This window comes from Brevundimonas sp. KH_025, from assembly GCF_057839885.1.
In genome coordinates, this window is the sequence record NZ_CM174501.1 from 1,297,551 (window position 1) to 1,322,778 (window position 25,228).

Annotated in this window: 28 protein-coding genes; 22 read left to right on the forward strand and 6 right to left on the reverse strand. The window is 67.1% G+C overall.

Annotated elements, in window-relative coordinates:
• Nucleotides 1-75 precede the first annotated feature (75 nt).
• The 5 genes from AC3IS2_RS06520 to AC3IS2_RS06540 all read left to right on the forward strand — a co-directional run bounded on the left by AC3IS2_RS06520 (nt 76) and on the right by AC3IS2_RS06540 (nt 4,997).
• The gene (locus tag AC3IS2_RS06520) at nt 76-705 is read left to right on the forward strand and encodes a hypothetical protein (RefSeq protein WP_489199839.1); all 630 of its coding nucleotides are present in this window, start codon (nt 76-78) and stop codon (nt 703-705) included.
• Between the two features lies 1 nt (nt 706).
• Complete coding sequence (locus AC3IS2_RS06525; RefSeq protein ID WP_489199840.1) at nt 707-2,581, forward strand: type IV secretory system conjugative DNA transfer family protein; 1,875 nt, start codon at nt 707-709, stop codon at nt 2,579-2,581.
• Complete coding sequence (locus AC3IS2_RS06530) at nt 2,574-3,020, forward strand: hypothetical protein (protein WP_489199841.1); 447 nt, start codon at nt 2,574-2,576, stop codon at nt 3,018-3,020. Before AC3IS2_RS06525 ends, AC3IS2_RS06530 begins: the two co-directional genes overlap by 8 nt.
• Nucleotides 3,021-3,977: a P-type conjugative transfer ATPase TrbB gene (gene trbB, locus AC3IS2_RS06535; RefSeq protein ID WP_489199842.1), complete on the forward strand. Its 957-nt coding sequence runs from the start codon at nt 3,021-3,023 to the stop codon at nt 3,975-3,977.
• Nucleotides 3,978-4,100: 123 nt separating this feature from the next.
• The gene (locus AC3IS2_RS06540) at nt 4,101-4,997 is read left to right on the forward strand and encodes an endonuclease/exonuclease/phosphatase family protein (protein ID WP_489199843.1); all 897 of its coding nucleotides are present in this window, start codon (nt 4,101-4,103) and stop codon (nt 4,995-4,997) included.
• Between the two features lie 67 nt (nt 4,998-5,064).
• Here AC3IS2_RS06540 and AC3IS2_RS06545 read toward each other — a convergent pair whose 3' ends face one another.
• Nucleotides 5,065-5,865: a TlpA family protein disulfide reductase gene (locus AC3IS2_RS06545; RefSeq protein ID WP_489199844.1), complete on the reverse strand. Its 801-nt coding sequence runs from the start codon at nt 5,863-5,865 to the stop codon at nt 5,065-5,067.
• 161 nt (nt 5,866-6,026) lie between these two features.
• Here AC3IS2_RS06545 and dinB point away from each other — a divergent pair, with 161 nt between their 5' ends.
• From dinB to AC3IS2_RS06565, 4 genes are all read left to right on the forward strand, one after another.
• Nucleotides 6,027-7,106 (forward strand): DNA polymerase IV, encoded by a 1,080-nt coding sequence (dinB, locus tag AC3IS2_RS06550; protein ID WP_489199845.1) that lies wholly within the window; start codon nt 6,027-6,029, stop codon nt 7,104-7,106.
• The gene (locus AC3IS2_RS06555) at nt 7,103-7,684 is read left to right on the forward strand and encodes an alpha-ketoglutarate-dependent dioxygenase AlkB (protein ID WP_489199846.1); all 582 of its coding nucleotides are present in this window, start codon (nt 7,103-7,105) and stop codon (nt 7,682-7,684) included. Before dinB ends, AC3IS2_RS06555 begins: the two co-directional genes overlap by 4 nt.
• A gap of 335 nt (nt 7,685-8,019) precedes the next feature.
• A complete protein-coding gene (locus AC3IS2_RS06560; RefSeq protein WP_489148843.1) occupies nt 8,020-8,301 on the forward strand; it encodes a DUF7662 domain-containing protein in 282 nt (93 codons plus the stop codon).
• Between the two features lie 145 nt (nt 8,302-8,446).
• Nucleotides 8,447-9,418, forward strand: a complete 972-nt coding sequence (locus AC3IS2_RS06565) for an arsenic resistance protein (protein ID WP_489199847.1) — start codon at nt 8,447-8,449, stop codon at nt 9,416-9,418.
• A 390-nt stretch (nt 9,419-9,808) separates the two neighbouring features.
• Here the strand turns inward: AC3IS2_RS06565 and AC3IS2_RS06570 are convergent, their stop codons facing one another.
• Entirely contained in the window at nt 9,809-10,471 is a 663-nt protein-coding gene (locus tag AC3IS2_RS06570; RefSeq protein WP_489199848.1) for a haloacid dehalogenase-like hydrolase, read from the reverse strand.
• Nucleotides 10,472-10,637: 166 nt separating this feature from the next.
• Here AC3IS2_RS06570 and AC3IS2_RS06575 point away from each other — a divergent pair, with 166 nt between their 5' ends.
• Nucleotides 10,638-10,850, forward strand: coding sequence for a hypothetical protein (locus AC3IS2_RS06575; protein ID WP_489199849.1), 213 nt, complete (start codon nt 10,638-10,640; stop codon nt 10,848-10,850).
• A 65-nt stretch (nt 10,851-10,915) separates the two neighbouring features.
• Here AC3IS2_RS06575 and AC3IS2_RS06580 read toward each other — a convergent pair whose 3' ends face one another.
• Together AC3IS2_RS06580 and AC3IS2_RS06585 are read right to left on the reverse strand one after the other, a co-directional pair.
• On the reverse strand, nt 10,916-11,137 hold the full coding sequence (locus tag AC3IS2_RS06580; RefSeq protein ID WP_489199850.1) for a hypothetical protein: 222 nt from the start codon (nt 11,135-11,137) through the stop codon (nt 10,916-10,918).
• A 77-nt stretch (nt 11,138-11,214) separates the two neighbouring features.
• Nucleotides 11,215-11,889: a pentapeptide repeat-containing protein gene (locus AC3IS2_RS06585; RefSeq protein WP_489199851.1), complete on the reverse strand. Its 675-nt coding sequence runs from the start codon at nt 11,887-11,889 to the stop codon at nt 11,215-11,217.
• 374 nt (nt 11,890-12,263) lie between these two features.
• Here AC3IS2_RS06585 and AC3IS2_RS06590 point away from each other — a divergent pair, with 374 nt between their 5' ends.
• The 12 genes from AC3IS2_RS06590 (at nt 12,264) to AC3IS2_RS06645 (ending at nt 22,589) form a co-directional block, all read left to right on the forward strand.
• A complete protein-coding gene (locus AC3IS2_RS06590; RefSeq protein WP_313105080.1) occupies nt 12,264-12,584 on the forward strand; it encodes a TrbC/VirB2 family type IV secretion system protein in 321 nt (106 codons plus the stop codon).
• Nucleotides 12,584-12,862, forward strand: a complete 279-nt coding sequence (locus AC3IS2_RS06595) for a VirB3 family type IV secretion system protein (protein WP_489199853.1) — start codon at nt 12,584-12,586, stop codon at nt 12,860-12,862. Before AC3IS2_RS06590 ends, AC3IS2_RS06595 begins: the two co-directional genes overlap by 1 nt.
• A 7-nt stretch (nt 12,863-12,869) precedes the next feature.
• Nucleotides 12,870-15,293 (forward strand): conjugal transfer protein TrbE, encoded by a 2,424-nt coding sequence (gene trbE, locus AC3IS2_RS06600; RefSeq protein ID WP_489200110.1) that lies wholly within the window; start codon nt 12,870-12,872, stop codon nt 15,291-15,293.
• Nucleotides 15,244-15,981, forward strand: coding sequence for a TrbJ/VirB5 family protein (locus tag AC3IS2_RS06605; protein ID WP_489199854.1), 738 nt, complete (start codon nt 15,244-15,246; stop codon nt 15,979-15,981). The genes trbE and AC3IS2_RS06605 overlap by 50 nt, the downstream gene beginning before the upstream one ends.
• Before the next feature lie 11 nt (nt 15,982-15,992).
• Nucleotides 15,993-17,453: a P-type conjugative transfer protein TrbL gene (gene trbL, locus AC3IS2_RS06610; protein ID WP_489199855.1), complete on the forward strand. Its 1,461-nt coding sequence runs from the start codon at nt 15,993-15,995 to the stop codon at nt 17,451-17,453.
• 93 nt (nt 17,454-17,546) lie between these two features.
• A complete protein-coding gene (gene trbF / locus AC3IS2_RS06615; protein ID WP_489199856.1) occupies nt 17,547-18,140 on the forward strand; it encodes a conjugal transfer protein TrbF in 594 nt (197 codons plus the stop codon).
• Between the two features lie 68 nt (nt 18,141-18,208).
• Nucleotides 18,209-19,117 (forward strand): TrbG/VirB9 family P-type conjugative transfer protein, encoded by a 909-nt coding sequence (locus tag AC3IS2_RS06620; RefSeq protein WP_489199857.1) that lies wholly within the window; start codon nt 18,209-18,211, stop codon nt 19,115-19,117.
• Nucleotides 19,114-20,280 (forward strand): TrbI/VirB10 family protein, encoded by a 1,167-nt coding sequence (locus AC3IS2_RS06625; RefSeq protein WP_489199858.1) that lies wholly within the window; start codon nt 19,114-19,116, stop codon nt 20,278-20,280. The genes AC3IS2_RS06620 and AC3IS2_RS06625 overlap by 4 nt, the downstream gene beginning before the upstream one ends.
• A gap of 14 nt (nt 20,281-20,294) precedes the next feature.
• The gene (locus AC3IS2_RS06630) at nt 20,295-20,780 is read left to right on the forward strand and encodes a S26 family signal peptidase (protein WP_489199859.1); all 486 of its coding nucleotides are present in this window, start codon (nt 20,295-20,297) and stop codon (nt 20,778-20,780) included.
• A 5-nt stretch (nt 20,781-20,785) separates the two neighbouring features.
• Entirely contained in the window at nt 20,786-21,388 is a 603-nt protein-coding gene (locus AC3IS2_RS06635) for a lytic transglycosylase domain-containing protein (protein ID WP_489199860.1), read from the forward strand.
• A gap of 452 nt (nt 21,389-21,840) precedes the next feature.
• Entirely contained in the window at nt 21,841-22,260 is a 420-nt protein-coding gene (locus AC3IS2_RS06640; protein WP_489199861.1) for a helix-turn-helix transcriptional regulator, read from the forward strand.
• Between the two features lie 206 nt (nt 22,261-22,466).
• Nucleotides 22,467-22,589 (forward strand): hypothetical protein, encoded by a 123-nt coding sequence (locus AC3IS2_RS06645; RefSeq protein WP_489148820.1) that lies wholly within the window; start codon nt 22,467-22,469, stop codon nt 22,587-22,589.
• A 151-nt stretch (nt 22,590-22,740) separates the two neighbouring features.
• On the opposite strand, the gene AC3IS2_RS06650 is transcribed toward AC3IS2_RS06645, so the two are convergent.
• Entirely contained in the window at nt 22,741-23,319 is a 579-nt protein-coding gene (locus AC3IS2_RS06650; protein ID WP_489199862.1) for a hypothetical protein, read from the reverse strand.
• A gap of 199 nt (nt 23,320-23,518) precedes the next feature.
• Nucleotides 23,519-25,051, reverse strand: a complete 1,533-nt coding sequence (locus AC3IS2_RS06655; protein WP_489199863.1) for a tyrosine-type recombinase/integrase — start codon at nt 25,049-25,051, stop codon at nt 23,519-23,521.
• Nucleotides 25,052-25,228: the final 177 nt, after the last annotated feature.

The following is a 25,228-nucleotide window of genomic DNA, read 5'->3' on the forward strand; positions in this document are numbered from 1 at the left end:
TGAAGGCTGGGATCTCAACTTGTTGGCGAGACGCCCCCGGGCGCCAATAGTCACGGTTCCCTGTCGGAGGCGGCCGTGACCCGCAGACGCGATCCATTCATGCTGGCGCTGGACAATATCCGCGAACGTGCGCGGCGAGGCGGCTATCCTGCCGGATGCCCTGTGGTGATCATCGACGAGGCGCGACGGCTGGGCCTTTCGACGACGCCGGTTCGGGAAGCTCTGGCCTGGCTTTGCGGCGAAGGCCTGATCGAGCGAGGGCCTCTGGGCGGCTTCCTGGCGCCGAGGCTCGATGCGACGGTGGTTCGTGATCGTTTCGCCTTTCGCCTTCACTGCCTCGTCTCAAGTCTCGATATCGTCGCCGATCTGCAGGGCGGAAGCCTTCCGACGAGCCTGGTGGCCTCACAGGGACTGAATCTCGCCGAACGGCTCGACATCCTGGTCCGCAGCGCCGGCAATCAGGTCCTCTTCGACGCCTTCGAGCGCATAGGCAGTCAGTTGCTCCCGCTGGCGACGGCGGAGAAGCGCCTCTTCCCCGATCAGGAGGAAGAAGCCCGAGCCGCAGTGCAGTTGTTCCAGGGCGGCGCCCTGTCAGATCTGCGCGCCTCGCTCGTCGGCTATCATCAGCGCCGGATGGAAGCGGCCCCGCTCCTGATCCTTGAACGTGAGACCGAACGGCTCCGTTCACAGAGTCTGGGGGCGTGAGGTGAAGGCGCGGCTCGCCTTTTTGACCCTGGGGCTGCTGCTCGGACTCCAGGCCGCCACCCAGGTCTTCGCCTGGACATATCGCTGGGATGGGGTGCTGGGCGCGGGCCTGGAGGCGAGGCCCGATCTCGTGCTCTATCCGCCCTGGTCCATCCTGTCGTGGCGGCGCCAGTTCGGCGAGGAGGCCGACCCGGGAATGACCCGTGCGGCGCCCCTGATCCTGCTGGGCGTATTCAGCGGATTGGCGGCTGGCGTCTTGATCGGCGCGGAACGCCCCTTGCATCGCGTCCGGGGCTGGGGAGGGCTGGCCGAGGCCCGCCGTGCAGGCATTTTCGCTTCCGGGGGCGCGGTCCTGGGCCTGCTGAAGGGACGGCTTCTGGCCACGACGGACCTGAGGCCGACCCTGGTGACCGGCGGCACCCGCAGCGGCAAGGGAAGGGGGCATGTGGTTCCGACCCTGTTGTCCTGGGGCGGCAGCGCCCTGGTCCATGATCCCAAGGGCGAGCTCTGGGCTGTGACGGCCGGTTGGCGGTCGCGGTTTTCGCACACCCTCTATCTGGCGCCTCGCGATGTGGCCTCGGCGCGGTGGAACCCGCTGGCGGAGATCCAGCCGGGACCGGGCGAACTGGCCCAGGTGCAGCGGCTGGTCGCCATTCTCTCGGACCCGGGCGGAACACGGGACGAGGAAGCCATTTGGGACAAGGCGGCTTCGGAGATCCTGGAGGCCGTGATCCTGCATGTTCTCTATACGGCCGAAGATCAGGACAAGACCCTGCTCAAGGTCCGGGCGCTGCTGGCCGACCTCGATGAGGCGGCGGACGTCATGCTGAAGACCCTGCATCGCTCAGGCCTGGACGGCGAGCCGCAGGCGCATCCCTTCATCCAGACGGCGGTGAAGGGCTATGCAGCCATGCATGACCGGTTCCGCACCTCGGTCCAGGGAACAGCGCGCTCCTATCTGAAGTGGCTGGCGGGCGAGGACGTGGAGCGGGTCCTGTCCGCTTCAGACTTGGCCATGGGCGATCTGATGTGCGCCGAGGCGCCGATGTCCCTTTACGTGCAGGTGGCGCCTGCTGATGCGGCGGCGCTTCGACCTCTGGTGCGGCTGCTCTTCTACGCGGCGGCCCAGGCCCTGACAGCCGAGGAGAAGCGCGACGCCGCCGGGCGGATCAAGCGCCACAAGCTGCTGATGGTCATGGACGAGTTCCCGCTGCTCGGGCGGCTCGGCTTCTTCGAGAAGTCGCTGAGGCTGATGAGCGGCTACGGGATCAAGGCCATGTTCGTGGCCCAGTCCCTGAACGACATCGTCGAGACCTACGGCCCGCACAACACGATCCTCGACAACTGCCACGTCTACACGGCCTTTTCCGCCCTGGACCCGCTGACCCAGGACAAGGTGTCGAAGCTGACCGGCTCCGTGACCGAGACCCGGACGAGCCGCAGTGCGCCGTCAGGGTTCGGCGCGGGCCGCAGCTCGGTGTCGCGCTCGGAAGTAGAGCGGCCCCTGCTGGAGCCCGGCGAAATCCGCGCCCTGCCGGACGACCAGCAGCTGGTCTTCGTGGCGGGGCAGCGGCCGCTGCGGACCGACAAGCTTCTCTATGATCGGCGTGAGCCCTTTCGCAGTCGCGCAGGCGGATCGCCGCCGGACCAGGCGCTGCGCGTCGATACGCCGGGCCGGCCGCCCCATCCTTGGCTCGGACGGCGCAGTCTGGGCCGGGACGTCATGGCCAGCCTGCCCCTGTTCAAGGAGGTCGCGGGCGCCATGGACGACAGGAAGGCCGCCTCGCGCGCCGCCGACATCTATGGGCGGGTGGCCCAGGAGATGGCGGCGCAACAGGCGGTCCTGGATCAACTGCAAGGAGGGAGCGATGGCTAGAAGCGAAAAGCTGGCGACGCGCGTGCAGGTCTATCTCAACGACCCCAAGGTGGTGTCGAGCCTCAACCGCGAGGCCAGGGTCGGGCGCATCGCCCTGAGCCAGGCGGCGAGCCAGGCCATTGTGCGAGGCCTGGCGAGGAACCCCAAGGCCGATCCGGATGACCGGCTGCTGAACCTGGAGCGATCGCTGCGGGATCATATGCGCTCGACCGGGCGGGACATGCAGATCGTGCAGGAGCTCCTGATCGAGGTGGCCAAGGCCTTCTTCCTGCGTTTGCCGGACGCTGTCGTCGATGAGGATCCGACGGTGCAGGCGGCGGTGGAGCGGCGCATCGAGCGTCTGCTGGACGCGACCGCCGCCCGGATCGTCTCGGGTAGGCGGGATGGAGGGCGTGCGGAGGTCAGGGGCGAGCCGCCGTCTTTCGCTCCGGCCAACTAGGTGGCGCCCCATCCGATCATCGCCGAGCGCAAGCTGGAGGCGTTGCGGCATGCCCTGGGCGCGACGGTGCTCGCCGCGCTCGAGGAACCGGCCGTGGTCGAGATCATGGCCAATCCGGACGGACGGCTTGTTCTGGACAGGGTGGGCGCGGGACGAAGCGACACGGGCTGCGTCCTGTCGACCGAGGCGAGGGAGAGGGCGATCCGGCTGATCGCCGACTATGCGGGAGAGACGGTGACACGGGAGAACCCGAGGCTGTCCGGCGTCCTGCCGGGGACAGGTGAGCGGTTCCAGGGGGTGTTGCCGCCCGTCGCCGTTGGGCCTGCCTTCTCGATACGCAAGCGTCCCGCCGTGATCTGGGGATTGGACGACTATGTGCGCGACGGCGTCATGAGCGAGGGGCAGGCGAATGCCTTGCGTGTCGCTGCATCAGAACGTCGCAACATACTGATTTCCGGCGGAACGGGATCGGGAAAGACGACGCTGGCCAACGCTGTCCTGGCCGAGCCGGCATTCGCCGGGGACCGGGTCTTTCTCATCGAGGATACGCCTGAACTGCAGTGTTCGGCCTGGGACGTCGTATCGGTCGTGACCCGCCGGCAGCCGCTAGTCATCGGCGTGGCGGAGCTCGTGCGCGACGCCTTGCGCATGCGGCCGGATCGGATCGTCATCGGAGAAATGCGGGACGGCGCTGCCGCGCTGGAGACCCTGAAAAGCTGGAACACAGGCCATCCAGGCGGCTTGTCCACGGTCCACGCCAACTCGGCCCCGGAAGCGCTGAGACGTATGGAGGACCTGATCGGAGAGGTTGCGAGCCAGGTTCCGTTTCGCATGATCGGAGAGGCTGTGAATTGCATCGCCCACATTCGCCGGACCGCGTCAGGGCGTCGCGTCGAGGCTGTGATCGCGGTGAGCGGGTTTGCAGACGGCGAGTATCACATCCGATCCCTGGCCTGATTGCTCGAGTTGATGGCTGCCCGCGTCCGGAAGCCCCTGGGCGCGAAGCCGTCGCTGGGATAGGCAGCGGCAGGCGCGGCCATGTTGGAGCGCGGTTAAGCTTCATCCCGCTACGGGTCACGCATGAAACGTCTCTTTGTCGCATTCGCCGCCGCTCTTCTGTCCGGCTGCGCCGGGGTCTTGCCCGTCCCGTCGGATGGCGCGCCGCTCAAGATCGCCAGCTGGAATCTCGAACACCTGGCCGAGCTGGACGGCCAGGGATGCCGGCCGCGAGTAGAAGCCGATTACGCCGTCCTGCGCCGTCATGCTGATGCCTTGGGGGCCGATGTGATCGCTCTCCAGGAGGTCGAGAACCAGGCCGCGGCGGAACGGGTGTTCGAGCCGGCGAAGTATGATGTCGTGATGTCGACCCGCCCGGCGAGCGAGCGTGGTCCGGAATGCCGGGGGCTTCCTGGGCGCCACATCCAGAACCAGGCCGTCGGATTCGCGATCCGCAAGGGCGTCGCCTGGTCGCGCAACGGCGACCTCTCGGCTCTGGCTCTCGGCAACCCCAACCTGCGCTGGGGCGTCGACATCACTGTCGTCCAGGGACGGCCCCTGCGGCTTCTAGCTGTTCACCTGAAGTCCGGCTGCAATTCAGGGCGCGCCTCGAACGATCCCGACTGCCCCGTCCTGTTTGATCAGCTCCCGGTCCTCGAGGCCTGGGTCGATGAGCGGGCTCATGCCCGGGAGGCCTTTGCCGTTCTGGGGGACTGGAACCGGCGCATGGCGAGCCGAGGCGACGCCTTCTTCGACGGGCTCAATGACGGCGAGCCAGCGGCTGCGGCGCTGACCCTTGCCGGAGGCGACCGTTCGGCGGGCTGCAAGGCGCGGTATCGGGAGTTCATCGATTTCATCGTCGTCGGCGTGGACGCCGCAGCACGTATCGAGCCGGGATCGTTCGAGGAATATGTCTATGGCGTGCCGGAGGCCGAACATCCTTCGGATCACTGCCCGATATCGGTGCGCGTTCTGAGCTGAGAGCGCTCCTTCAGGTCCCGGCGCGACCGGGGCAGGTCGGGGAGGCGTCCCGGCCGGGCGAGAGGCTTCAGGGCGATTTCAACCGCGCGATCTCTGCGGCGATCCGTTCGGGCGCGATCTCGCCCGTGTGAGCCATAGCCAGTCGACCGTCGGGGAAAAGGAAGAGGGTCACAGGAATGCCGACCGTCCGGTAGTGGCGCTGCGTCGCCATGGCGGGATCAAGCAGCATGTGATCGAAGGCCAGGCCTTCGCGCCCGAGGAAGTCGCGCACCTTGGCTTCGCCTTCGCCCTGATTGATGAGGAGGAAGCGAACCTCGGGATGCGCGCGTTCGGCCTGGGCCAGGGCGGGCATCTCGCGTCGGCACGGGGCGCACCATGTGGCCCAGAGGTTGATGACGGTCGGCCGCCCATCGCTGGCCGCCAGATCGATCGGCGGGCCGTCCAGGGCGGCAAGGGTCAGGACCGGCGGGGGCAGGGGCTCGGTGGCCGAGGCCAGGTGATGGGCCGTGGTCCAGGCCAGGGTCGCTGCCGCGAGCGGCGCGATCGCCCAGGCGCGTTCTCGCAAGGTCCGCAGAAGGAAGGCCAGCGACAGGGCGACGACAGGCAGGACCCAGAGCCAGTTGAAGCCGCCCTGCCAGATCGCCAGGGCGCGCAGAGGATCTTCGCTGAAATAGGACCACTGGGCGATCACATGGGCCAGCCGCGCGGCGGCCAGGCCGCCGATGACGACGACGGTGCTCCACAGATTGAAGCGGGGGCTGACGCGGCAGGCCAGCACGCCCGTGCCGATCAGGAAGACGAAGACCCCGGCCAGGATGGCGAACCGTTCGCCTGAAAGTATGAGGGGGCCGAGGGCGATGGTGTTCATGCAGCGGTTCCAGGAACGGTTCAGGAGCCTGTGTCTCCTATCGGGCTGCGGTTACGGCGGCCACTGGACCCGAGGTCGCGGGCCGGATCAGATCCTTCAATCGGCGGCCTGACGTGTGATTTTATGTTCTCTTTTTGTTCTGATTTTGCTAGCCGTCCGCTATGGGAGAAGCGGCGGTTCGCAAGATCATTCACGTGGACATGGACGCCTTCTTCGCTTCGGTGGAGCAGAGGGATGATCCGGCCCTGCGCGGTCGGCCGGTGGCGGTGGGTCACGCCGCCGCGCGCGGGGTCGTCGCCGCCGCCAGCTATGAGGCGCGCAAATTCGGGGTGCGCTCGGCCATGCCGTCGAGCACCGCTCTGCGGCGCTGCCCCGAACTGATCTTTGCGCCGCCCCGGTTCGAGGTCTATCGCGCCGTCTCGGCCCAGATTCACGCTGTCTTCGCCGACTACACGGACCTGATAGAGCCGCTGTCGCTGGACGAGGCCTATCTCGACGTCACCGCCAATATCAAGGGACTGCCGACAGCCACCGCCACCGCCGATGAAATCCGCGCCCGCATTCTGGAGACGACCGGGCTGACGGCCTCGGCCGGGATCTCCTACAACAAGTTCCTGGCCAAGCTGGCCTCGGACCAGCGTAAGCCGAACGGCCAGTTCGTCGTGCCGCCGGGACGGGGCGAGGCCTTTGTCCAGGACCTGCCGGTAAAGCGCTTCCATGGCGTAGGACCCGTGACGGCCGAGAAGATGACCCGGTTGGGCATCGAAACGGGGGCGGACCTGCGCCGCCAGTCGCTGGCCTTCCTGCAATATCATTTCGGCAAGTCGGGCCCCTGGTACTACGCCATCGCCAGAGGCGAAGATCATCGGGCGGTCAATCCGGACCGCGAGCGTAAGTCCAGCGGCTCAGAGACCACCTTCGCCGAGGACCTCGTCGAACCGGAAGCGATCGAGGCCGGTGTCAAGGAGATGGCGGACGAGGTCTGGGCCTGGTGCGAGAAGGCCGGCTCGCTGGGTCGGACCGTGACGGTGAAGGTGAAGTGGGCCGATTTCCAGCAATCGACCCGCAGTCGGTCCTTCGCTGAGCTGGTCGCATCGAAAGCCCGCCTCAGAGAGGTCAGCCGCCTGCTGATCAGGTCGCTCTATCCTCCCGCCAGGGGGATCCGACTGGTGGGGGTGACGATCTCCAACCTTGAGAAGGCGACGGCCCAGACCGCCGTCGGCGAACTGGCGCTGTCATGACGGCGGTCCAGACCGACCTGTTCGGCCATGTCCCTGCCTCGGCGACAGTGAAGCCGAACGGCTTCGACTACTGGCCCGAAGTGCTGTCCGCTGAAGAGCAGGGTGAACTGGCGGCGCAGCTTCAAAGACTGAGCTTCAAGCCCTATGAGCACATGGGCTATCAGGGATTCAGGCGCATCGCTGCTTTCGGGCGGCGCTATGACGTCGAACAGGACAGGCTTGAGGTTGCCGATCCCTGGCCGGACTTCCTGCAGGTCCTGCTGGCCCGTCTCGCGGAGCGGGTCGGCTTGAACCGCGGCGACTTCGTTCAGGCCCTCGTCAATGAGTACGCCCCTGGCGCGGGGATCGGCTGGCATCGCGATCGGCCAGTCTATGGCGAAATCCTCGGCGTCTCTCTGCTTGCGCCCTGCGTCATGCGCCTGCGCCAGAAGGATGGGCCGGGATGGCGTCGGTCAGCGGCGCCGCTGGAGCCTGGGTCTGCCTATCGGCTCTCCGGCGAGGCGCGGCGGGCTTGGGAGCATTCGATCTCGCCGATGACGGCGCTACGCTATTCGATCACCTTCAGGACGCTGGCCTGAGGGGGCGAGCCTAGTCGGACAGGATATCGGCGGCCTCGAGAAAACGCTGGGCTAGGCGAGGCGGGGGGGGGCTGGCGAACAGCGAGAGGGGCCTGAAGGAACCTCGAGGCGGATCGGCGAGTTGAGCTGGGTCCCCTGCTTCGGTCGGGGCGGCGGCCCGGTCTTCTCCGTCCACTGCCCCCCCTTTGCGGCGGAACAGTCGGGCCGCCATAAAATCTGGCAGGCGCAGCTCAAGGCTGGACCTTCTCTCCGGCGACGACCGTCGCTATTGGGGCTCGCTTGCTTTTGGGCAGGTGATTCACCCTGCGGCGCGTGAGACAGAAACGGGGCGACACATGGCGAAGTATGAGCCTCTTGTTCGATATCTCCGTCGCCAGAAGGGCGCCGAGGTTGAACTGAGCTTTCGCGATATCGAACGGATCGTCGGCGGCCTTCTTCCCAAGGCCTCGAACAATCTCCTGTGGTGGCGCGCCGAGGACGCCGTCTCTGCCCAGCCGCAGCAGCGCGCCTTCGCGCAGTCAGGATTTTCGCCCCTGCCCGAGCTGCGCGCCGAACGGGTTCGTTTCGTTCGCGCCGCATCTTCTGCGACGGCGGGCGACAGCGCACGGTCGGGCTGATCAGAGCACGGCGTCGAACCTGCCCCTGGCCGCGAGCTTGCGTCGGTCACGCTCACAGCGGGCATTCAGGATTCCCTGGGGAGGAGGGGTAGGTTCGGGTGGGAACTCGGCTTGACCCGCGCAGCGCCCTGGTGTTCGTCGCCGCATGGCTAAGCTGCGTGACATGCTCGAAACCCACCAGGTCGCCATCTACCTGGTCACGGTTGTTTGCGGGGGCCTCGCGGCTTTAGCGTTCCCATCGACGGAACGACTGGAACCATGGATCAACCCTGCCCTAGCGGTGATGCTGTTCGCGACCTTTCTGATGGTGCCGCTTGCCGATCTAGGGCGGTCATTGCGGAATTTCAGGTTTCTGGGCGCTCTTTGCGTCGCCAACTTCATCCTGATCCCAGCGCTGGTTTTCGGTCTGGTTCAGTTCCTGCCGTCGGACCCGCTAGTGCGGATCGGAGTACTTCTGGTCTTGTTAGCCCCCTGCATCGACTATGTCGTGACCTTCGCGCACATCGGCAAAGCGAACGCTCGACTGCTACTTGCGACAACGCCCGTCCTGCTTCTGCTGCAAATGCTCTTACTGCCCGTCTATCTCAGTGCATTCCTGGGACGAGACGCTGTCGGTTTGATCCACATCGAGCCGTTCATGCATGCTTTCATCTGGTTGATCGTGGCTCCTCTAGCGCTCGCCGGCGCGGTCCAGATGCTAGCCAACCGGAGCAACGCGCTTTTGCAGCTAAAGGATACGCTGGGCCTTCTGCCGGTCCCCGCGACCGCGCTCGTTCTCTTCGTGGTGATCGCGTCCGTGGCGCCGCAGATGGGGCAGGCGCTGGACGGCGCTCTAACGGCTCTGCCATTGTATCTCGCTTTTGCAGTGCTCGCGCCATCGGTCGGATGGCTAGTAGGCAGGATCGCCCGGCTGGAGACGAGCGCGACACGCGCCGTGGCATTTAGTTCGGCGACACGGAACTCGCTTGTCGTGCTTCCACTAGCTTTCGCCATTCCGGATGCGGCTCCGCTTTTGCCAGCGGTGATCGTGACACAAACGCTCGTCGAACTTGTCGCCTCTCTGGCCTACATGCGGATCCTGCCTTTGCTCGGCAATACAGCTATCAAGGTCCGCTAAGGGTCGATTGCGGCCCTGGGCTTCGGCGCGGAAAGCGGTCGTTGTCGACGTCAGCTGAGGGGGGCGGATGCCAGCAGCGCTGGGAAACGAGCACACGTGCCCATATCCATAAAGTCGCTCGTTTGGACCGACAGGAAATATCGGTCATGTCTCTCATCAGACTTTACGAAGTCACCGCCAGGAACACGCCTGCCGGGCAAAATCCAATCACGATGGCTGCCCATGTCATTGGGCTCTTGCCGCAGGGTGGTCGGAGGGTTCGGTTAGCCAATGACCATGAGCTTGACGTACTTGGTTCGGGGCGTCGTTCGTCAGAAGTTAGCCTGCTCGGCGATGTCGTCACGGTCCAGCTGGCTTCAGGTCAGCTTCACGGTTGGCGATTGGTCTAGCTCACCAGGAAATAGGTTCGATCGCGACGCCGCTCTTTGCGAACCGAGCGAGTGTTGAGGCAGACCCATTCACTAGGCACGCTCGATCCGCTCGCGCCAATAATGGCAGGTCATCTGCGCTGTCTGAATAGGCTACCGCCCACCGCTGGCCATGCCCGGCGGCCCAAATGGCGTCGCACTTCGCCTGATTGCGACAGTGTCGGATTCCGACCCATCCTCCGAGCCATGGGCCGAGCGTGGAGCCAACGACGGCGATCATCGGCAAGTTCAGGCGCTCGATTAGCTTTTCAGCCAGCCATGCCGGGGCGGCAGTGGCGATGATCACTGGCTCTTCACGCTCGATATGGCCGCGTATCGTCAAAAGCCCGGCCTCCCGCCAACCGATGGGCCCATCACCTCGATGAATTCCATCCGCGAAGACACCAAAGGAGGCTCGGAGCTCATCTTCGGTCTGCCCTGCGCTTGCGATCCAAAGGGCTATTGAGGCACCCCAGCGCCGCGATCGAGAATTCGTCATGAGCAAGCAGGCAAGGGGCGCGGCAGCGATGGCCATAGCAGTTCTCGCCCAAGAGCGTCTGATCCTGCCGATCATCCAGGCTGTGGCGGAGTCGCCGTCGAGCAGCGTGCCATCCAGGTCGAAAACGATTGTGGGCAGCGGCGGCATTTCCCGAACATACACTTGGCCCGATACGGGAGAAGGTCCGCAATGGGTCGAATGCGGTCCTAGGCTCTGGCGCCGAAAGCAGACATTGGCGTGCAAGCCCGGGAGCGAACTTCGCTTTGGTCAGCTAAGGGTGGTTAGCGGACATTCTTCGATTTAGCCTGCTCGGATGATCAAGCTCGTATCCACCAACAACACCAAGAGCTTTGCCAAAACCGTGCTTGAGGTCGGTGATGATGGCGTGGACTGCTTCGCGTTTGAGCGGGCAGACTCTCCCTATCCGGAATGGGATTATTGGGGGCAGGATGTGAACGCTGCGAAGGCCATGTGCTTCGAACTTTGGGGCGTGCCGCCGGGCTCATGGCAACAAAGCCCGGATTGAGATCGAAGGTCTCTTATGGGGCGAAAGCCGACCTTGGCTTCCGGCCTGAAAGCAGACGTCGCTGTTCAGGCGGCGACCGCGCTCATCAGCCATTGCTTGAACGCCGACGCGTCCGCGGGCGTGCCGAATGTGTAGTTGTCGCCCTTGGCGTAGAACCATCCGTCTCCCGGCCGCTTCTCCAGCCACGCGAGGATTTGCGCGCGCACGTCAGGCCCACGGTCAGGCATGCTCATGGTGATGGTCTTGCCCTTGGCCTTGGCGTGTTCGATCGGCGTCAGTCGTTTCATTGGCCTGTAAGACAGAGGTTCGATCCTGGTGTCGATGCGCTGGGGCGGGTTCTCAACAGATAGGGCAAGGCTGTGGGCTAGATCACCTTGAGGCCCAGTTCGGCCAGCAGGGCGCCGGCCTGGACGCGCGAGATGGTCGCGCCCTTGAACCGCCGGGCGTCGTTCAGGCGTAGGCCGCCGAGGTCTGCGCCCCTCAGGTCGGCGTTGTCGAAACGCGCATCGACAAGGTGGCTGTCGCGCAGGCTGCATGAGTTCAGCACCGCGCCCCTGAAGTCAGCGCCCGCCAGATCCGCATGGCTGAAGTCGAGGGTCTCGAGGGTCTGGTTCCGGAAGGAGAAGCCGGGCAGGCGGGCGGACGCCAGGGTGGTCTCGATGAAGGTGATCCCGACATGCCGCGATCGCGAGAAGTCCGCCCCCGTCAGCTTGCAGCCGGTGAAGACCGTCTCCGAGAGGCTGGCGCCGGTGAAGCGTGCATTGTTGAGGTCGCAGGACTTCAAGGTCGAAGCATCCAGTCTGGCGGCGGTGAAATTGGCCATGGCGCCGCGGCAGCCGGCAAAGCGCGTGTCTTCCAGCTGGGCGCTGGTGAAGTCCGCTCCCTTGAAGCTGCAGCGCTCGAACAGAAGGCCGTTCAGATTCAGGCCGGACAGGTCGACATCATTGAAAACACATTCGCTCAGGGTCCTGATCTTGCCGCCGGCAAGAGCCTCAAGGTCGGAGCGCGCAAGGGTCTGGTCGTGAATGAGGGGGTGCATCTGGGCGCCTGAGGTGAATCCGGGACCCTGCGGCTAGCATATAGATTGAGGCTAAATTCTGGCAGGCGGCGCCGGTCGCTCCTGATCGGCGACCCTGAGGCCAAATGGCTATGGAAGATGAGTAGGAGCCGAGGCGGGCGCCGGCTTGAGGTTTCCCCGCCCGCGCCGCTCTTCGCCATCGCTCGAGGTCGCAGGTCGGGCTTTACCGGATGGCTCAACTCGCGGCGACGCTTTCAAAACTCGTGAACCAGTCGCTCAAAAACTTACTTTAACTCTCTGAAATACCCCAATATTTTCTATTGACAGCCTGTGGATTGTTTTGCTTGCAATGGGGTGCGGCGCGCTGAAATGCGCTGAACCCTTGGAGGCGGATCATGAAGCGGAGAGTGGGACAGCGCCTGTTCGGCGCAGCCTTGGCCAGCGGTCTTCTGGCGGCGGGCACGGCCCTGGCGGGCGGATCGGGCATGCCCTGGGAAGGGCCGATCCAGCAGGTGGTTCAGTCGATCACCGGCCCGGTCGTCCAGGCGGCCGCGGTCATCGCCGTGGTCCTGTTCGGGGCCGGCGTCGCCATGAGCGAGAGCGGCTCCTCCATGCGGCGGGCCCTGGGCATATTGTTCGGGCTGACCATCGCCTTTGCGGCCTCGACCTTCTTCCTCGACTTCTTCGGCTTCGCCGGCGGGGTGGAGATCGCCTGATGGCCCGCTCCCTTGACGCCCTGCAGCCCGAAGGTTGGGACTTGCCTGTGGCCCAGGCCCTGGTCGAGCCGGTGCTGATGGCCGGCATGCCGCGCGACTACGCCATCCTCATGGGCACGACGGCCATGGTGCTGGGTCTGGCGCTGCGCATCTGGTGGCTGGGTCTCCTGTGGTGGGCCGTCGCCCATGCCGTCGGCCTGTGGGCGGCGCGGGCGGACCGGCGCTTCTTCGATGTCCTGCGGCGCCATCTGGCCCTGCCTGGCCATCTGGACGCGTGAGGCCGCCATGCGCTTCCTCGACGAACATCGCCGTCGCCCCGCCAGCCTGGCGGATCATCTGCCCTGGGCCGCTCTGGTATCGCCCGGCGTGGTTCTGAACAAGGACGGCTCCTTCACCACCGCCTTTTCCTTCAGGGGGCCGGATCTGGAGTCCTCGACCGAAGAGGAACTGATGGCGGTCCGGGCGCGGCTGAACAACGCCTTGAAGCGCCTCGGCACCGGATGGTGCCTGCATGTGGAGGCGCAGCGTCGGCCTGCGGCCGCCTATCCCGAGAGCGCGTTCGAGGCCGAAGCGGCCTGGCTGGTCGACGCCGAACGGCGCGACCGGTTCGAGGACGCCGAACCGGCCTTTGAAACGGATTTCCGCCTGGCCCTGACCTGGCTGCCGCCGGCCGACGAGACGCGGCGGCTGGAGCGGTGGCTGTTCGACGGCCTGGCCCGGGCCGGCCAGGACTGGCGCCAGACCCTGGCCACCTTCCGGCGAGAGGCCGATGCGACCTTTGATCTGCTGGCGGACGCCCTGCCGGAAATCACGCCGCTGGAAGACGCGGCCCTGCTGACCTGGCTGCACGCCTGCGTCTCTCCCAACCCTTATCCGGTGCGGCCGCCGGAGACGCCGGTCTTTCTCGACGTCTGGCTGGCGGACGCCGGCCTGACGGGCGGGACGGCGCCCCGGCTCGGCGATCAATGGCTGCGGACAGTGTCGGTGCGGGGCCTGCCCTCGGCGACCCGGCCCGGCCTGCTGGATGGTCTCGGGGCCTTGCCCTTCGCCTATCGCTGGACCGCCCGCTGGATCGGTCTCGACAAGGCCGAGGCCGAGCGGGAGATCGTCAAGCTGCGCAAGCGCTGGTTCTCCAAGCGAAAGGGCGTCGGGGCCTTGCTGAGGGAGGCCATCACCCGCGAGGAGCAGCCTCTGATCGACACCGACGCCGCCTCCAAGACGGAGGAGTGCGACGGCGCCCTGGAGATGCTGGGCGCCGAGGCCTGCGCCTTCGGCTACCTGACCCTGACGGTGACGGTCATGGATCCAACCGAGGCGGGCGCAGCGGCCAAGGCCCGGGCGATCGAGGCGGCGCTCAACGCCCAGGGGCTGACGGCGCGGATCGAGGACCTTAACGCCGTGGAGGCCTGGCTCGGCTCATTGCCGGGCGAGCCCTATGCCGATGTGCGCCGGCCCCTGGTTTCGACCCTCAATCTGGCTGACCTCCTGCCGGTCTCTGCGGTCTGGGCCGGACCTCCAGGCGACGCCTGCCTGGACGGGCCGCCGCTGGCAGTCGCCCGGACGACCGGCTCCACGCCGTTTCGCCTGGTGCTCCATGTCGGCGACGTCGGCCATGCCATGGTCGTGGGGCCGACAGGGTCCGGCAAGAGCGCCTTGCTGTCCTTCCTCGCCCTGCAGTGGTTTCGCTATCCGGGCGCGCGGGTGGTCTTCTTCGACAAGGGGCGCTCGGCGCGGGCGGCGACCCTGGCGGCGGGCGGCTGCTGGCGGGCGCTGGAGCCGGGGGCGGCCTTCTCCCTTCAGCCCCTGGCGGGGATCGACGCAGACGACGAACGCGCCTGGGCCGCCGAATGGATCGCCGAGACGGTGCGCCAGGCCGGTCTTGAGCCCACGCCGGCGGTGCGCGAGGAGATATGGGCGGCCCTGGCGGCGCTCGGCGAGGCGCCCGTGGAGCAGAGGACGCTGACCGTCTTCTGCGCCCTGGTCCAGAACAAGGCCGTGGCGGCAGGCCTTGAGGCTCTGACCCTGAAAGGGCCGCACGGCGCTCTGCTGGATGGAGCCGGAGGGAGCCAGGCCCCGAGCCGGTTCGACACCTTCGAGCTTGAGGCCCTGATGGCGACGCCCTCGGCGGTCGCGCCGGTGCTCTCGGCCCTGTTTCATCATATGGAGCAGAGCTTCGACGGCAGGCCGACCCTGCTGGTGCTGGACGAGGCCTGGCTCTTCCTTGGCGAGACGGCCTTTGCGGCCAAGATCCGCGAATGGCTGAAGACCCTGCGCAAGAAGCGGGTCGCCGTGGTTTTCGCCACCCAGAGCCTGGACGATGTGGCGGCTTCGCCGATCGCCGCCACCCTGATCGAATCCTGTCCGACCCAGGTCTTCCTGCCCAATCCCCGGGCGCTGGAGCCGTCGTCGGCCGATCTCTACCGCGGCTTCGGCCTGAACCGACGCCAGCTGGAGCTGATCACCTTCGCCGCGCCCAAGCGCGCCTACTACTGGCGTCAGCCCCAGGGGCGGCGGCTGTTCGATCTTCGGCTGTCAGGCGTGGCCCTGGCCCTGTGCGGCGCCGGCTCGCCTGAGGATCAGGCCCTCATCGACGCCGTGCTGTCGCGATCCGGCGAGGCCGGTTTCGCCCGTGAATTCCTCAAAGCCAAGGGAGTGCGACATGTGGATTCCGTTTTCGACGCCTTCGCCCCGCCGCTGGCGGCCGAGTAGGCGGCTCAGCCTGGCCGCAGCGGTGGCGGCCCTGGCCTTCGTGGGGCCGGTCGAGGCCCAGCAGGTCGTGTTCGACCCGCGCAATCATCTGGAGAATGCGCTGCAGGCCGCGCGCCAGCTTGAGAGTCTGGCCAATGAGGCGAAGAGCCTGGCGGCCTCGCCCTACAGCCATCTGGCCGGGAACAGCCAGGCGCTTCAGGACATGGCTGAACTGGCCCGGACGGCGCGCGGGCTTGCGACCTCGGTCGACGGGCTGGAGCGGCAGTTTGCGGACCTCTATCCCGAAGACCTGTCAGGGGCGGACGCCCTGCGTCTGCTGGAACAGAGCCGGGGCCGGACCGCCAATGCGCGGCGCACGGCCGAGGATCTGGCCCGGACCGCCGCCGATCTGGAACGGCTGGGGCAGGGACGGGGCGAGCGTCTCTCCGGGGCCCTTGAGGCCAGCCAGTCCGCCCAGGGTCAGACGGCCGCCGTCCAGTCCTCCAATCAGATGCTGGCGGTGCTGGCCGAGGACCTGGCTGCCTTGCGCGTCATCATGCTGGCCCAGGCCCGGCTGCTGTCCGAGGGCGCGGCCCGGGATGCCGCCGAGCGGACAGCCGGAGCCGAAGCGCGCCGCCGGACCTGGTCGCGGCCGGTTGCGGTCCCCAACCCGCCCGCCTTCGACCCGTTGTCGAACGCGCGGAACTGAGGGGCAGGGCGATGGCGGCATCTGTCGGCGTAGAGACCCCCAATGAGCTGATGGCGGTCTTTTCCAACACCGTCTCGGCGGGCTTTTCGGCCCTGCAGGGTCCGGTCAACAGCATCTTCGGCCTGCTGATCGCCCTGGTCGTGGCCCTGACCGGCATCCAGTGGGCCCTGTCGCCCAACCGGGAGGTCCTGGCGTCTGGCTTCGGCAAGATCCTGCTGATCGGGGCCTTCGCCTGGTTGATCAATGACTGGCAGGCCCTGTCGGAGACCATCTACGCGGGCTTTCTCGAGCTGGGGCTGACGGCAGGCGGGGGCGATCTCAGCCGCGCCGACTTCCTCAACCCCGGGGCCATCCTCGCGGAAGGCTGGCGGATCGTGAAGGCCCTGGGCGACACGCCCGCGCCGGTGAACAACCCGCTCGACATCGCCGGCAACCTGACCGACGCCCTGATCCTCGGCATGGCCATGATCGGCATCATGCTGGCCTTTGCGGTCCTGGCCCTGCAGATCATCGTCTCCCTGGTCGAGTTCAAGATCGTGACCCTGGGCGGCTTCATCCTTCTGCCCTTCGGCATATGGAGCAAGTCCGCCTTCCTGGCCGAACGGCCGCTGGGCTACGTCGTCTCCTCGGGCCTCAAGGTCCTGGCCCTGGCCATTGTGGTGTCGGGCGCGCGGACCGTTTTCGACCAGCTCCAGCCCTCGGCCAATCCCGACATCTACGAAGCCCTGACCATTCTGGTCGCCGCCATCCTCCTGGCCATGCTGGCCGTATTCATTCCCAACCTGGCCTCGGCCCTGGTCACCGGAGGTCCGGCTCTCGGCGCGGGCGCGCTCATCACCGGCGGGCTGGCGGTCGGCGGCGCAGGGCTCCTGACGGGCGTCGGCCTGGTCGGAGCAGGCGGGGCCGCCGCGCGTCTGGCCGGTCCGGCACGCGCGGCGTCAAGCGCGGGGGCAGGGCGTTCGGCGCCGCCCTCCGGTTCGGGCTCGCCTTCACCCCCGTCTTCGCCTTCGTCCCCTCCGTCGTCTCCGGCCTCGCCCAGGCCTGGCGGGCCGGCGCGCGCCTCCAATGACAACCCTTCGCCGTCGGGCCCGAGATCCGCGCCTGGAGGCCCCGGCGTCAGCGAGGCCCTGCGGGCCTGGTCACCGGACGCCGGCCCGCAGGGGGAATCGGCATCGGCTGCGGAGCCGCGGCCGGCGTCGACGTCCGGGAAGGACCGGGCCGGAAGCAATCCGGATTCGACGGGCGGAGCAGGTCCTGGGCGGAAGCCCGAAACCATCGCCCGGGAGGCCGAGGCGGCGCGCCGGGACTTCCACCGAGCGGCGGCGGGTGGCGACGCCCCGGCGAAGAGCAGACCGCAGGGCCGATCTGCAGCCCTCCAGGCCTTCTTCGTCGCCAATGCCGGACGCGGCCTGATGCCGTCCGGCGAGACCAGCGGCGTCCTGTCGCCCTCCCTCAAGACCGAGGAGCCCTGAGCCATGCATCCCTTCTTCCGTCCCCGGAGAGCCCGAACCTCCGCCCCGGACTCGACGCCCTACCAGCGGGCCGGCCAGGTCTGGGACGACCGCATGGGTCTGTCCCTGGCCCATGCCCGCAACTGGCGGCGCATGGCCCTGGCCAATCTGGTCATGGCGGGTTTCCTCGGCGCGGGCTGGTGGGTCCAGGCCGACCGGGCCGTGGTCAAACCCTTTGTGGTGGAGGTGTCGGACTGGGGCGAGACCCAGAGGATCACCGCCATCGGCGGCCTCTATGAACCCAGCGAGGCCCAGGTCGGCCATGCGCTCGGCGGCTGGATCCGCGACGTCCGCTCCAAGAGCATCGACCCCATCGTCATCCGGCAGAACTGGCTGAGGGCCTATGACCTGATGACGCCTCGCGCTGCGGCCTTCCTCAACACCTGGGCCCAGACCCACGACCCCTTCGCCGACGCCGGGCGCGAGGCGGTCAACGTCGAGGTCCTCAACGTCGTACGCCGCACCGAGCGGACCTACGACCTGCAATGGCGCGAGACCCGCTTCGTCAACGGCCAGCAGGCCGGGAGCGAACGCTGGCGCGCGCTGATCACCACCGGCCTCCAGCCGCCCCGCACCGAGGCCGAGCTGATGAAGAACCCCCTGGGACTGAAGATCGAGGACGTATCATGGACCCCCGACGCCTCCTGACCCCGACACTCACGCTGGCGGCGGCTGGATCGCTGCTCGCCGGCTGCGCCGCCCTTGCTGGAGGCGGGATGGATTCGCCCGAACCCGGCCTGGCTCAAGAAGTCGTCCTGGCGGCTTTCGAAGAAGTGCGCGTCGTGCCGGACGAGCCGGTCATCTCTCCGACAGAGGTCCCCTATCTGGCGGCGACGATCGGGCCGCCGCCGCCAGTCGTTGAAACGAGGGTTGGCCCGAGCGGACGGGCCGCCATCGCCATCGCCAACCAGGCGGCGCGATCGCCCTCTCGTGCAGATGGGTTCGTCGGCGGGGTCCAGGTCTTCGCCTGGTCGCCGGGGCGGGTGTTCGAGGTCTGGACGGCGCCTCTGCGCGTCACCACCCTGACGCTCGGCGAGGGCGAGACCCTGGTCTCCAAGGCGGCGGGCGACACGATCCGCTGGCAGATCGGCGAGGCAGCGTCGGGATCGGGTGCGGCGCGCCGAACCCATGTCCTGCTGAAGCCGCTCGAACGCGGGCTGGAGACCAACCTGGTCCTGACCACAAATCTCCGGGTCTATCTGCTGGACCTGAAGAGCGGCCCGGCTGACGCCTTCAATGCGGCTATCGCCTGGGATGAACCGGCGCCGTCTGCAGCCGGGGTGATTGTCGAAGGACCGAAGGGAGCGGACCCGCTCGTGACGCCGCAGGGACCGCTCGACGCCCGCTACCGTATCGAACCCCGGGGACGGCGCGCGCGCTGGACGCCGTCGTCGGTCTTCAACGACGGCACGCGCACCTTCATCGCCTTCGACGCCGACCTGCAGGTCGATGAGGCGCCGGTCTTGTTCGTGCTGGCGCCGGACGGCCAAGCCCAGATGGTCAACTACCGGCAGCAGGGCGGATTGTTCGTGGTCGACCGCCTGTTCGACCGCGCCGAACTGCGCTTGGGTGATCGCCGGCCCCAGGTGGTGCGCATCCATCGACTTGCGGGAGCGGGCCGATGACCGACCTTGAGAAGCCCGATCCAGCAGCAGACGCGCCTCAGCCGAAGGAGCCGGCGCCGGGCCTTTCCCTGCGCGCGCCTCGCCCACCGGTGATCCGGCTTCGGAAGTCGGTCGTCCAGGCCGTGGTCATGGGCGGCGCCATCCTGGTCTCGGGCTCCCTGGCCTGGGCCTTCGTGGTCCAGCCCGAGCTTCGCGCGGGCGCCCAGGCACGTGCCGCAGAGAAGAAGCCGGAGCAGGGGCGCGGCCTGGTGCGCCCGACCGAGATCGTCACTCGCCAGCCCTCGAGCTACGACCGGCTCCCGGACCCTCGCGGCGGGGCGGCGCCGGAAGCGGCTGAACCTTCGGCCGTGGCGACGCCGGCCTCCGCCTATCCTGCTCAGGCCTATCGCCCGCCGCCGACGCCGAGGTCCACGGGGGCGAGCGCCGCGGACCAGGCGGCGCGCTCTGCCCTGTTTTTCGATGCTGGCAGGGGCGGGAGTTCATCGGTCGCTGAGCCGGTTGTGGCGTCGGCGCCGCGGGCGGGCGAGGCTTCTGCGGCGAACGGGCGACGGGGCGCTGTCTATAATGAGAATGTGCTGGCGGCGCCCCTGTCGCCCTTTGAGCTCAAGGCCGGCGCTGTGGTGGCCGCCGCCCTGCTGACCGGCGTCGACACGGCGCGCGCGGGGCCGGTCGTCGCCATGGTGACCCAGAACGTCTTCGACACCGTCAGCGGACGCCATCTGCTCATCCCCCAGGGAGCGCGGCTGATCGGTCGCCATGAGGGCGAAAGCGCCTATGGCGACCGCCGGGCCTTCCTGGTCTGGGAACGCCTGATCCTGCCCAACGGAAAGAGCCTGCTCCTGGACGGTGAACCCGGCGTGGACGCCCAAGGGGCGATCGGGGTGCGGGGGCAGGTCGACCGCAGACTGTTTCCCCTCCTGGTCGGAACCCTCTTTGCAGGCGCCGTGACCACCCTGGGCCAGATGGCCCGGGACGACAGCGGTCGGAATTCGGGCGGCTGGCTCGGCGACGCCGGGGATGCGGCCGCGATCGAGGGGGCGCAGGTCGGCGGCCGGCTGGTGGATCGCGAGTTGGAGGTTCGTCCGTCGATCAGGCTTCAGCCAGGGGCGCCGGTCCGGGTGATGATCACGCGCGACCTGATCCTGGAGCCCTACAGGTCATGACAGGACAGCGAACAATGCGGCGAAGGGCGACGGTCTCGGCTGTCGGCGTCTTCCTGGCGGCCATGTCGTTCGGCAGCGAACGGCCGGCTCTGGCGTTGATCAACGAAAGCCCCAGCCTGCCGCGCGGCCTCTACCTGCGCGCGGGCATGAGGATCGAGCCGGGCGCGGTCGTGGCGGTTCCCCAGCCCTGGACGGCCAGGCCCTATCTCGAGCGATTGGGTATGCCGGGCGAGGTTCTCTTGCTCAAGCGGGTTGCGGCGATCGGAGGAGACCGGGTCTGCGTCGCCGATGGAGGGGTGCAGACCCCGGGGCGGCATACGAGAGCGCCGGACCGGGATCGACGGGGCGCAGTTCTGCCGGCCTGGCGCGAGTGCCGCGTCCTGGCACCGGACGAAGTCTTCCTCCTCGGCGATACGCCGGGGAGCTTCGACAGCCGGTATTTCGGGCCGGTGCGTCGATCCGACGTGGTCGGCGTCTACAGGGAGATCCTGACATGGTGAGAGTGATGATCGCCGCGCTGCTGATGGCGGCGGCTTGCGGCAGCGCCCGGGCTCAAGGCGTGAACTGGAGCGCGGCGGGCGGCGACCTGTTCGGCCGCGCGCCGGCGGACGAGGTTGTGGCGACCGGCGCCGGGGAGGGAGAGGGAGAGGCGCCCCCGAGGCTCCGGCCATTGGACCAGCCGTTCCGGGAGGCGGTCGCCCATGCCGCCGCCGCCCACGGGCTGGACCCGAAACTGCTGCACGCCCTGGTCGTGACGGAGAGCGCCTACCGGCCTGATGCGGTTTCGCCGGTCGGCGCCGCCGGTCTGACGCAGTTGATGCCGGCCACGGCGCTCGAGTTGGGTGTCAGGAACCGCTTCGATCCCATTGAAAACCTGAGAGGAGGGGCGGACTACCTGGCCCGTCAGATCCTACGTTTCGGCGATCTGAGACTGGCTCTGGCGGCCTATAATTCTGGGCCGGGGCGTGTAGCGCGTCTGGGGCGGATCCCCGACATCGCCGAGACCCGCGCCTATGTCGCCGCCGTCATCGAATGCTATCTCGCGCTGAGCGCGGGGCGGGCCGTCGTCAATTCACGTCAGTGCCGGTCGGAAGGAGCGACGCCATGATCCCGGATGTTGCGGGTCCTGCGGCGCCGTCTGGCGAGGATGATCTGCTGACGCGTGCCGAGGCCTCTGCCTTTCTGGCGCTGCTGGGCGTCCGGCTCAAGCCAGCTACCCTGGCGCGCCTCTGGTCGACAGGATCCCACGGCCCGCCGTGCCGCCATATTCGCTCCAGGCCCTATTACCCGCGCGGACTTCTGCGGGACTGGGCGAAAGCCCAGATCACCGAGGTGAGGACCGGCGCGCCGGCGGCGGCGAGGGGCCGAAGCCGTGCCTGAAACGAGCGCCATTGAACCTGTGACGCTAGACGGGCTGCTTGCGGACCCGACGACGAGCTTCGCCCTGAAGGCTGTGATCGAGGCCTGGGCGGGACGGGATTGCCTGGATGCGGAGCACGACGCCCGTCTTCTCCATGCAGCCCTCGCCAGAAGGGCTGATCACGGGCTGGGCCTCGCGCCATGAGCTTCCGGGTGGATGGTGAATCCGTCGATACCGGCGGACCGGAGGACCGGCTGCTGCCCTGGGATCGGGTCCGGGACATTGCGGGCATCAGCCGGACCACGGCGTGGCGGATGCAGCAGAGCGGTGATTTTCCGACGCCGGTGCCGGTGTCGCCGGGCCGAGTCGGCTGGTGGGAGAGCGAACTCACGGCCTGGAAAGGTACGCGGGGCGCGGCCAAGCCGCTGGCGCCGCCTTCGAGGCCGCGGTTGCCCGGCATGCCGCGGCGGGCTCCGATGCGTTCCGTGGCGGCGACGTCGAACGAAGCCTGCGATCGACAGGAGACGTTGAAGGCTTCGACGAACACGCCTGCGAGGCCGTCTGCACCAAAGCGGCGCGGACGTCCTGTCCATGTCGACCAGATCGACTTCGGCTTCTAGCCGATCAAGCTTTGCCTTAAGATGACGCCATGGAGGCGACCGACCTCGCCTTCATAGACAGTTCGGTTCGTCTCTCGCCGAGCGGGCCGAACTGTCGCCTGGTCGCGCGACGGTTGGCGCCGATAGCCCGTTTCCTCGCCTCGTGAGATGGGCCAGACTGGCATTGCGGAATCACGCATCTGGAGCGCGAAGAAAGGGCAGATTCCATGACGGGGCAGTCGGGCTTTGAGGTCTATCGCGGCAAGGGCCGCCACGCCCGCAGGATTCGCTCGACCTCAGGCGGCGTGGTCTTCAACCTCTTTATGGCCTGGTTGCGCGGCAAGGGCTGAACCGTTGGGCGATCAAACGATGGCGCCGGTTGTATAGGCGAACGTTTAGGGCCCGGCTTTCTTCACCAGACCGGGATCGATCGCGATCTCGCCCGCGACGACCTCGATCAGGATCGCATAGTCGTCGGTGTCGTGAAGAAGCGTCATCTCCTCAGGCCGCCTGGAATGCCTGGGTCACGAGCCGCCCGGCCCGGACCGAACCGAAGTCGCGCGCGGCCTTGGCAAGGCGAACCCGATCCATGGATCGGGCCCGCTCCAGCGCCCTCGGCAGGAGCTCGGCCTTGTCCTCCGCCAGCCGGTCCATAGTCTGCAGCAGATCGACGAGCAGGACCTCCTGGGTCAGGCGAGCGGGAACAGATGACTTCTTGCGAAAGTCGTAGGTCCGGCCGCCCAGCTTGAACCGACCATGGCGCTTCAGATTGTAGACCACCGGCTCGTTGTAGAGCTGGGTCGAACCGACCCCGAGGCCGTTAAACGCGCTCGGAGACACCATCAGGAAGCCGTCGTCCTTCAGAAAGGCCTCGACCAGCTTCTCGGGCTTGGCGGGCGCCTTGCCGAAACGGGTCTGGCGGGGCGCCATGTAGACGCCGCCGGAGACCTTCTCGAGCCGGCCTTCGTCGAGCAGCTGCCGCACATGGCGGTCCACCGCATTGGACCACTTCGCGAGGTCCTGGCGACGATAGACCTGACCGGGTCGCAGCCGCTTCTTCAGATCGTTCAAGGCCGACATGACCACCTCTAGGCGTGAACATGGACGCGCCTAGTCATTCGTGCAGCGTTTTTGGTTTAAATTCCTTGCACATTATCGGGGGAATCCGGGGTGGTCAGCGCGCATTGATGGCACGCGACCTTCTGTCTCTGAGCCACTAGATTCCTTGTTTACCGCGATCTAATCCTTGCATTGCCGTCCAGCTTTCGATCACGGCTCCTCACCCGAAGCCGTTGATCCACGCCTCCAGCTCTGACCAGTCGTTGCGACTGGCGAGGTCCAGGCCGACGGCTGAAAGCAAATCCAGGTGGGCTGGTGAGACCGAGCCCTCCCGACTGGCCGCCATGCACATCGTCAGCACCGCCTGCTGCGTCCGGCCATCGACGCAGAGCGCGAGCGCACGGACCTTGGCCGCCTCCAGGTCTGCGGTTCGCCCCGGAACACTGGCTTCGTCGGCAGCCGAAGCAGCAGTGGATTCGGATCGCGCTCCGGTAAGGTGCTCCGCCCATTTGACGAGAGCGTCGCGCTTCTCCGGCACATAGGTATAGCGGTCGTAGACGGCCGTGACTGCTGCGCCGTCCTTTGGCGTATGGCCGAGCACGAGACCGACGATGAAACGGGTGACGCCGTAGCGCCCCGTCAAGGTCGTCGCGCCCGTTCGGCGGACATCATGAGGCGATCGAAGCGGCAGCTTCCTGCGCTCGAAGATGCGCGAAAAAGTTCGCGTGATCGCCTGCTCGTCAATGCATTGATCGGCGACGCGCGGGGAGGGGAAGACGAAGGGGCTGTCGGGATCGAGTGCGATCGCTGCACCGAGCACCTCCAGAGCCTGCGGGCTTAGCGGGACGACGTGCTGACGGTTGGCCTTGGCCCGGTCCGCCGGAATCACCCAGAGCGCGGCGTTCAGGTCGAACTCTGCCTTTCGCGCGCCCGCGACCTCGTTGCGGCGTGTCAGGGTGAGCATGAGCAACTGGATGGCGAGCGCCATGACTGGCTCGGGCCGCGCCGCAAGGCCGACATTGAGATAGCCGGGCGGTCGTGGCTGTATGCCGTCCAGCGCAATGTCCCAAACCAGCCTCAGTCCGGCGTCGTCCAGCATCCGGTCGCGTGAAACCAGGGCCAGAGGCCGAGCGAGTCCGACCACGGGGTTGGCATCGATCATCTCCTCCTGAACACAGAAGGCCATGACGCTGTGAAGAAGCCCGCCAATCGAAGCCGCGCTGGCGGCAGAGAGCCGCCGCTCGGTGACGAGCGAGCGCATGAAGGTCTTGACCTCGGCGCGCTTCAAATCGCGCGGTGCCGTCGTACCGAGAGATAGCGAGATATGACGTTTCCAGAGGTGGCGCTCGTTGGCGATCGTCCTTGGACGTTTGGGCCTTCGGCGACCGCCATGCAGACCCAGCTCCGCTGCAGCCCAGTAGGTCTCCGCGACTTCGTCCAAAGAGTCCTGGGGCGGAGCGGGAAGCTGGGCGGCGGCGCGCTCCGCGACGGGGTCGACGCCCTTGAGAAGTTCAAGCCTGAGTTTGGTCGCCTTTTGCCGTGCATCGGCAAGCGACACCTCGGGATAGTCGCCAAGGATCACCCTACGCCGAGGTCCGTCTTTGACCGCGTATCGAACCTCGAACTGCCTCAGGCCAGACGGCCAGACCCGCAGGCTAAGACCTCGGGCGCCGGAAACACGGCGCTCGAACCGACAGTCGAGCGGCTTGAGGCCGACGATCTGGCGATCTGTCGTGATGACCTGGGTTGGCATGGAGGCTACGTCCTGAGCAAATCAGACGCGCCCAGCCTACCATCAAGGGGGGCAATAGGGGGGCAGTCGGTGCAAGATTCACTGCAAACCCGTGCACAGGTGTGCAAACCCCAATTCTTTTATGTTCAGTCACTTAGGCGAGTTTTGTAATGTGATGAAAAGCCTTGAAATGGCATC

Bases quoted from the DNA above. Each gene is read 5' to 3' on its own strand.
- AC3IS2_RS06590 (WP_313105080.1), top strand. From the start codon at position 12,264: ATGAAGCGGAGAGTGGGACAGCGCCTGTTCGGCGCAGCCTTGGCCAGC.
- AC3IS2_RS06555 (WP_489199846.1), top strand. From the start codon at position 7,103: ATGACGGCGGTCCAGACCGACCTGTTCGGCCATGTCCCTGCCTCGGCG.
- AC3IS2_RS06655 (WP_489199863.1), bottom strand. From the start codon at position 25,051: ATGCCAACCCAGGTCATCACGACAGATCGCCAGATCGTCGGCCTCAAG.
- AC3IS2_RS06635 (WP_489199860.1), top strand. From the start codon at position 20,786: ATGATCGCCGCGCTGCTGATGGCGGCGGCTTGCGGCAGCGCCCGGGCT.
- AC3IS2_RS06605 (WP_489199854.1), top strand. From the start codon at position 15,244: ATGTGGATTCCGTTTTCGACGCCTTCGCCCCGCCGCTGGCGGCCGAGT.
- AC3IS2_RS06560 (WP_489148843.1), top strand. From the start codon at position 8,020: ATGGCGAAGTATGAGCCTCTTGTTCGATATCTCCGTCGCCAGAAGGGC.
- AC3IS2_RS06565 (WP_489199847.1), top strand. From the start codon at position 8,447: ATGGCTAAGCTGCGTGACATGCTCGAAACCCACCAGGTCGCCATCTAC.
- AC3IS2_RS06580 (WP_489199850.1), bottom strand. From the start codon at position 11,137: ATGAAACGACTGACGCCGATCGAACACGCCAAGGCCAAGGGCAAGACC.
- trbL (WP_489199855.1), top strand. From the start codon at position 15,993: ATGGCGGCATCTGTCGGCGTAGAGACCCCCAATGAGCTGATGGCGGTC.
- AC3IS2_RS06650 (WP_489199862.1), bottom strand. From the start codon at position 23,319: ATGTCGGCCTTGAACGATCTGAAGAAGCGGCTGCGACCCGGTCAGGTC.
- AC3IS2_RS06595 (WP_489199853.1), top strand. From the start codon at position 12,584: ATGGCCCGCTCCCTTGACGCCCTGCAGCCCGAAGGTTGGGACTTGCCT.
- trbE (WP_489200110.1), top strand. From the start codon at position 12,870: ATGCGCTTCCTCGACGAACATCGCCGTCGCCCCGCCAGCCTGGCGGAT.
- AC3IS2_RS06545 (WP_489199844.1), bottom strand. From the start codon at position 5,865: ATGAACACCATCGCCCTCGGCCCCCTCATACTTTCAGGCGAACGGTTC.
- AC3IS2_RS06570 (WP_489199848.1), bottom strand. From the start codon at position 10,471: ATGCCGCCGCTGCCCACAATCGTTTTCGACCTGGATGGCACGCTGCTC.
- AC3IS2_RS06630 (WP_489199859.1), top strand. From the start codon at position 20,295: ATGCGGCGAAGGGCGACGGTCTCGGCTGTCGGCGTCTTCCTGGCGGCC.
- AC3IS2_RS06645 (WP_489148820.1), top strand. From the start codon at position 22,467: ATGACGGGGCAGTCGGGCTTTGAGGTCTATCGCGGCAAGGGCCGCCAC.
- AC3IS2_RS06585 (WP_489199851.1), bottom strand. From the start codon at position 11,889: ATGCACCCCCTCATTCACGACCAGACCCTTGCGCGCTCCGACCTTGAG.
- trbF (WP_489199856.1), top strand. From the start codon at position 17,547: ATGGGTCTGTCCCTGGCCCATGCCCGCAACTGGCGGCGCATGGCCCTG.
- AC3IS2_RS06620 (WP_489199857.1), top strand. From the start codon at position 18,209: ATGGATTCGCCCGAACCCGGCCTGGCTCAAGAAGTCGTCCTGGCGGCT.
- AC3IS2_RS06575 (WP_489199849.1), top strand. From the start codon at position 10,638: ATGATCAAGCTCGTATCCACCAACAACACCAAGAGCTTTGCCAAAACC.
- AC3IS2_RS06540 (WP_489199843.1), top strand. From the start codon at position 4,101: ATGAAACGTCTCTTTGTCGCATTCGCCGCCGCTCTTCTGTCCGGCTGC.
- AC3IS2_RS06625 (WP_489199858.1), top strand. From the start codon at position 19,114: ATGACCGACCTTGAGAAGCCCGATCCAGCAGCAGACGCGCCTCAGCCG.
- AC3IS2_RS06530 (WP_489199841.1), top strand. From the start codon at position 2,574: ATGGCTAGAAGCGAAAAGCTGGCGACGCGCGTGCAGGTCTATCTCAAC.
- dinB (WP_489199845.1), top strand. From the start codon at position 6,027: ATGGGAGAAGCGGCGGTTCGCAAGATCATTCACGTGGACATGGACGCC.
- AC3IS2_RS06640 (WP_489199861.1), top strand. From the start codon at position 21,841: ATGAGCTTCCGGGTGGATGGTGAATCCGTCGATACCGGCGGACCGGAG.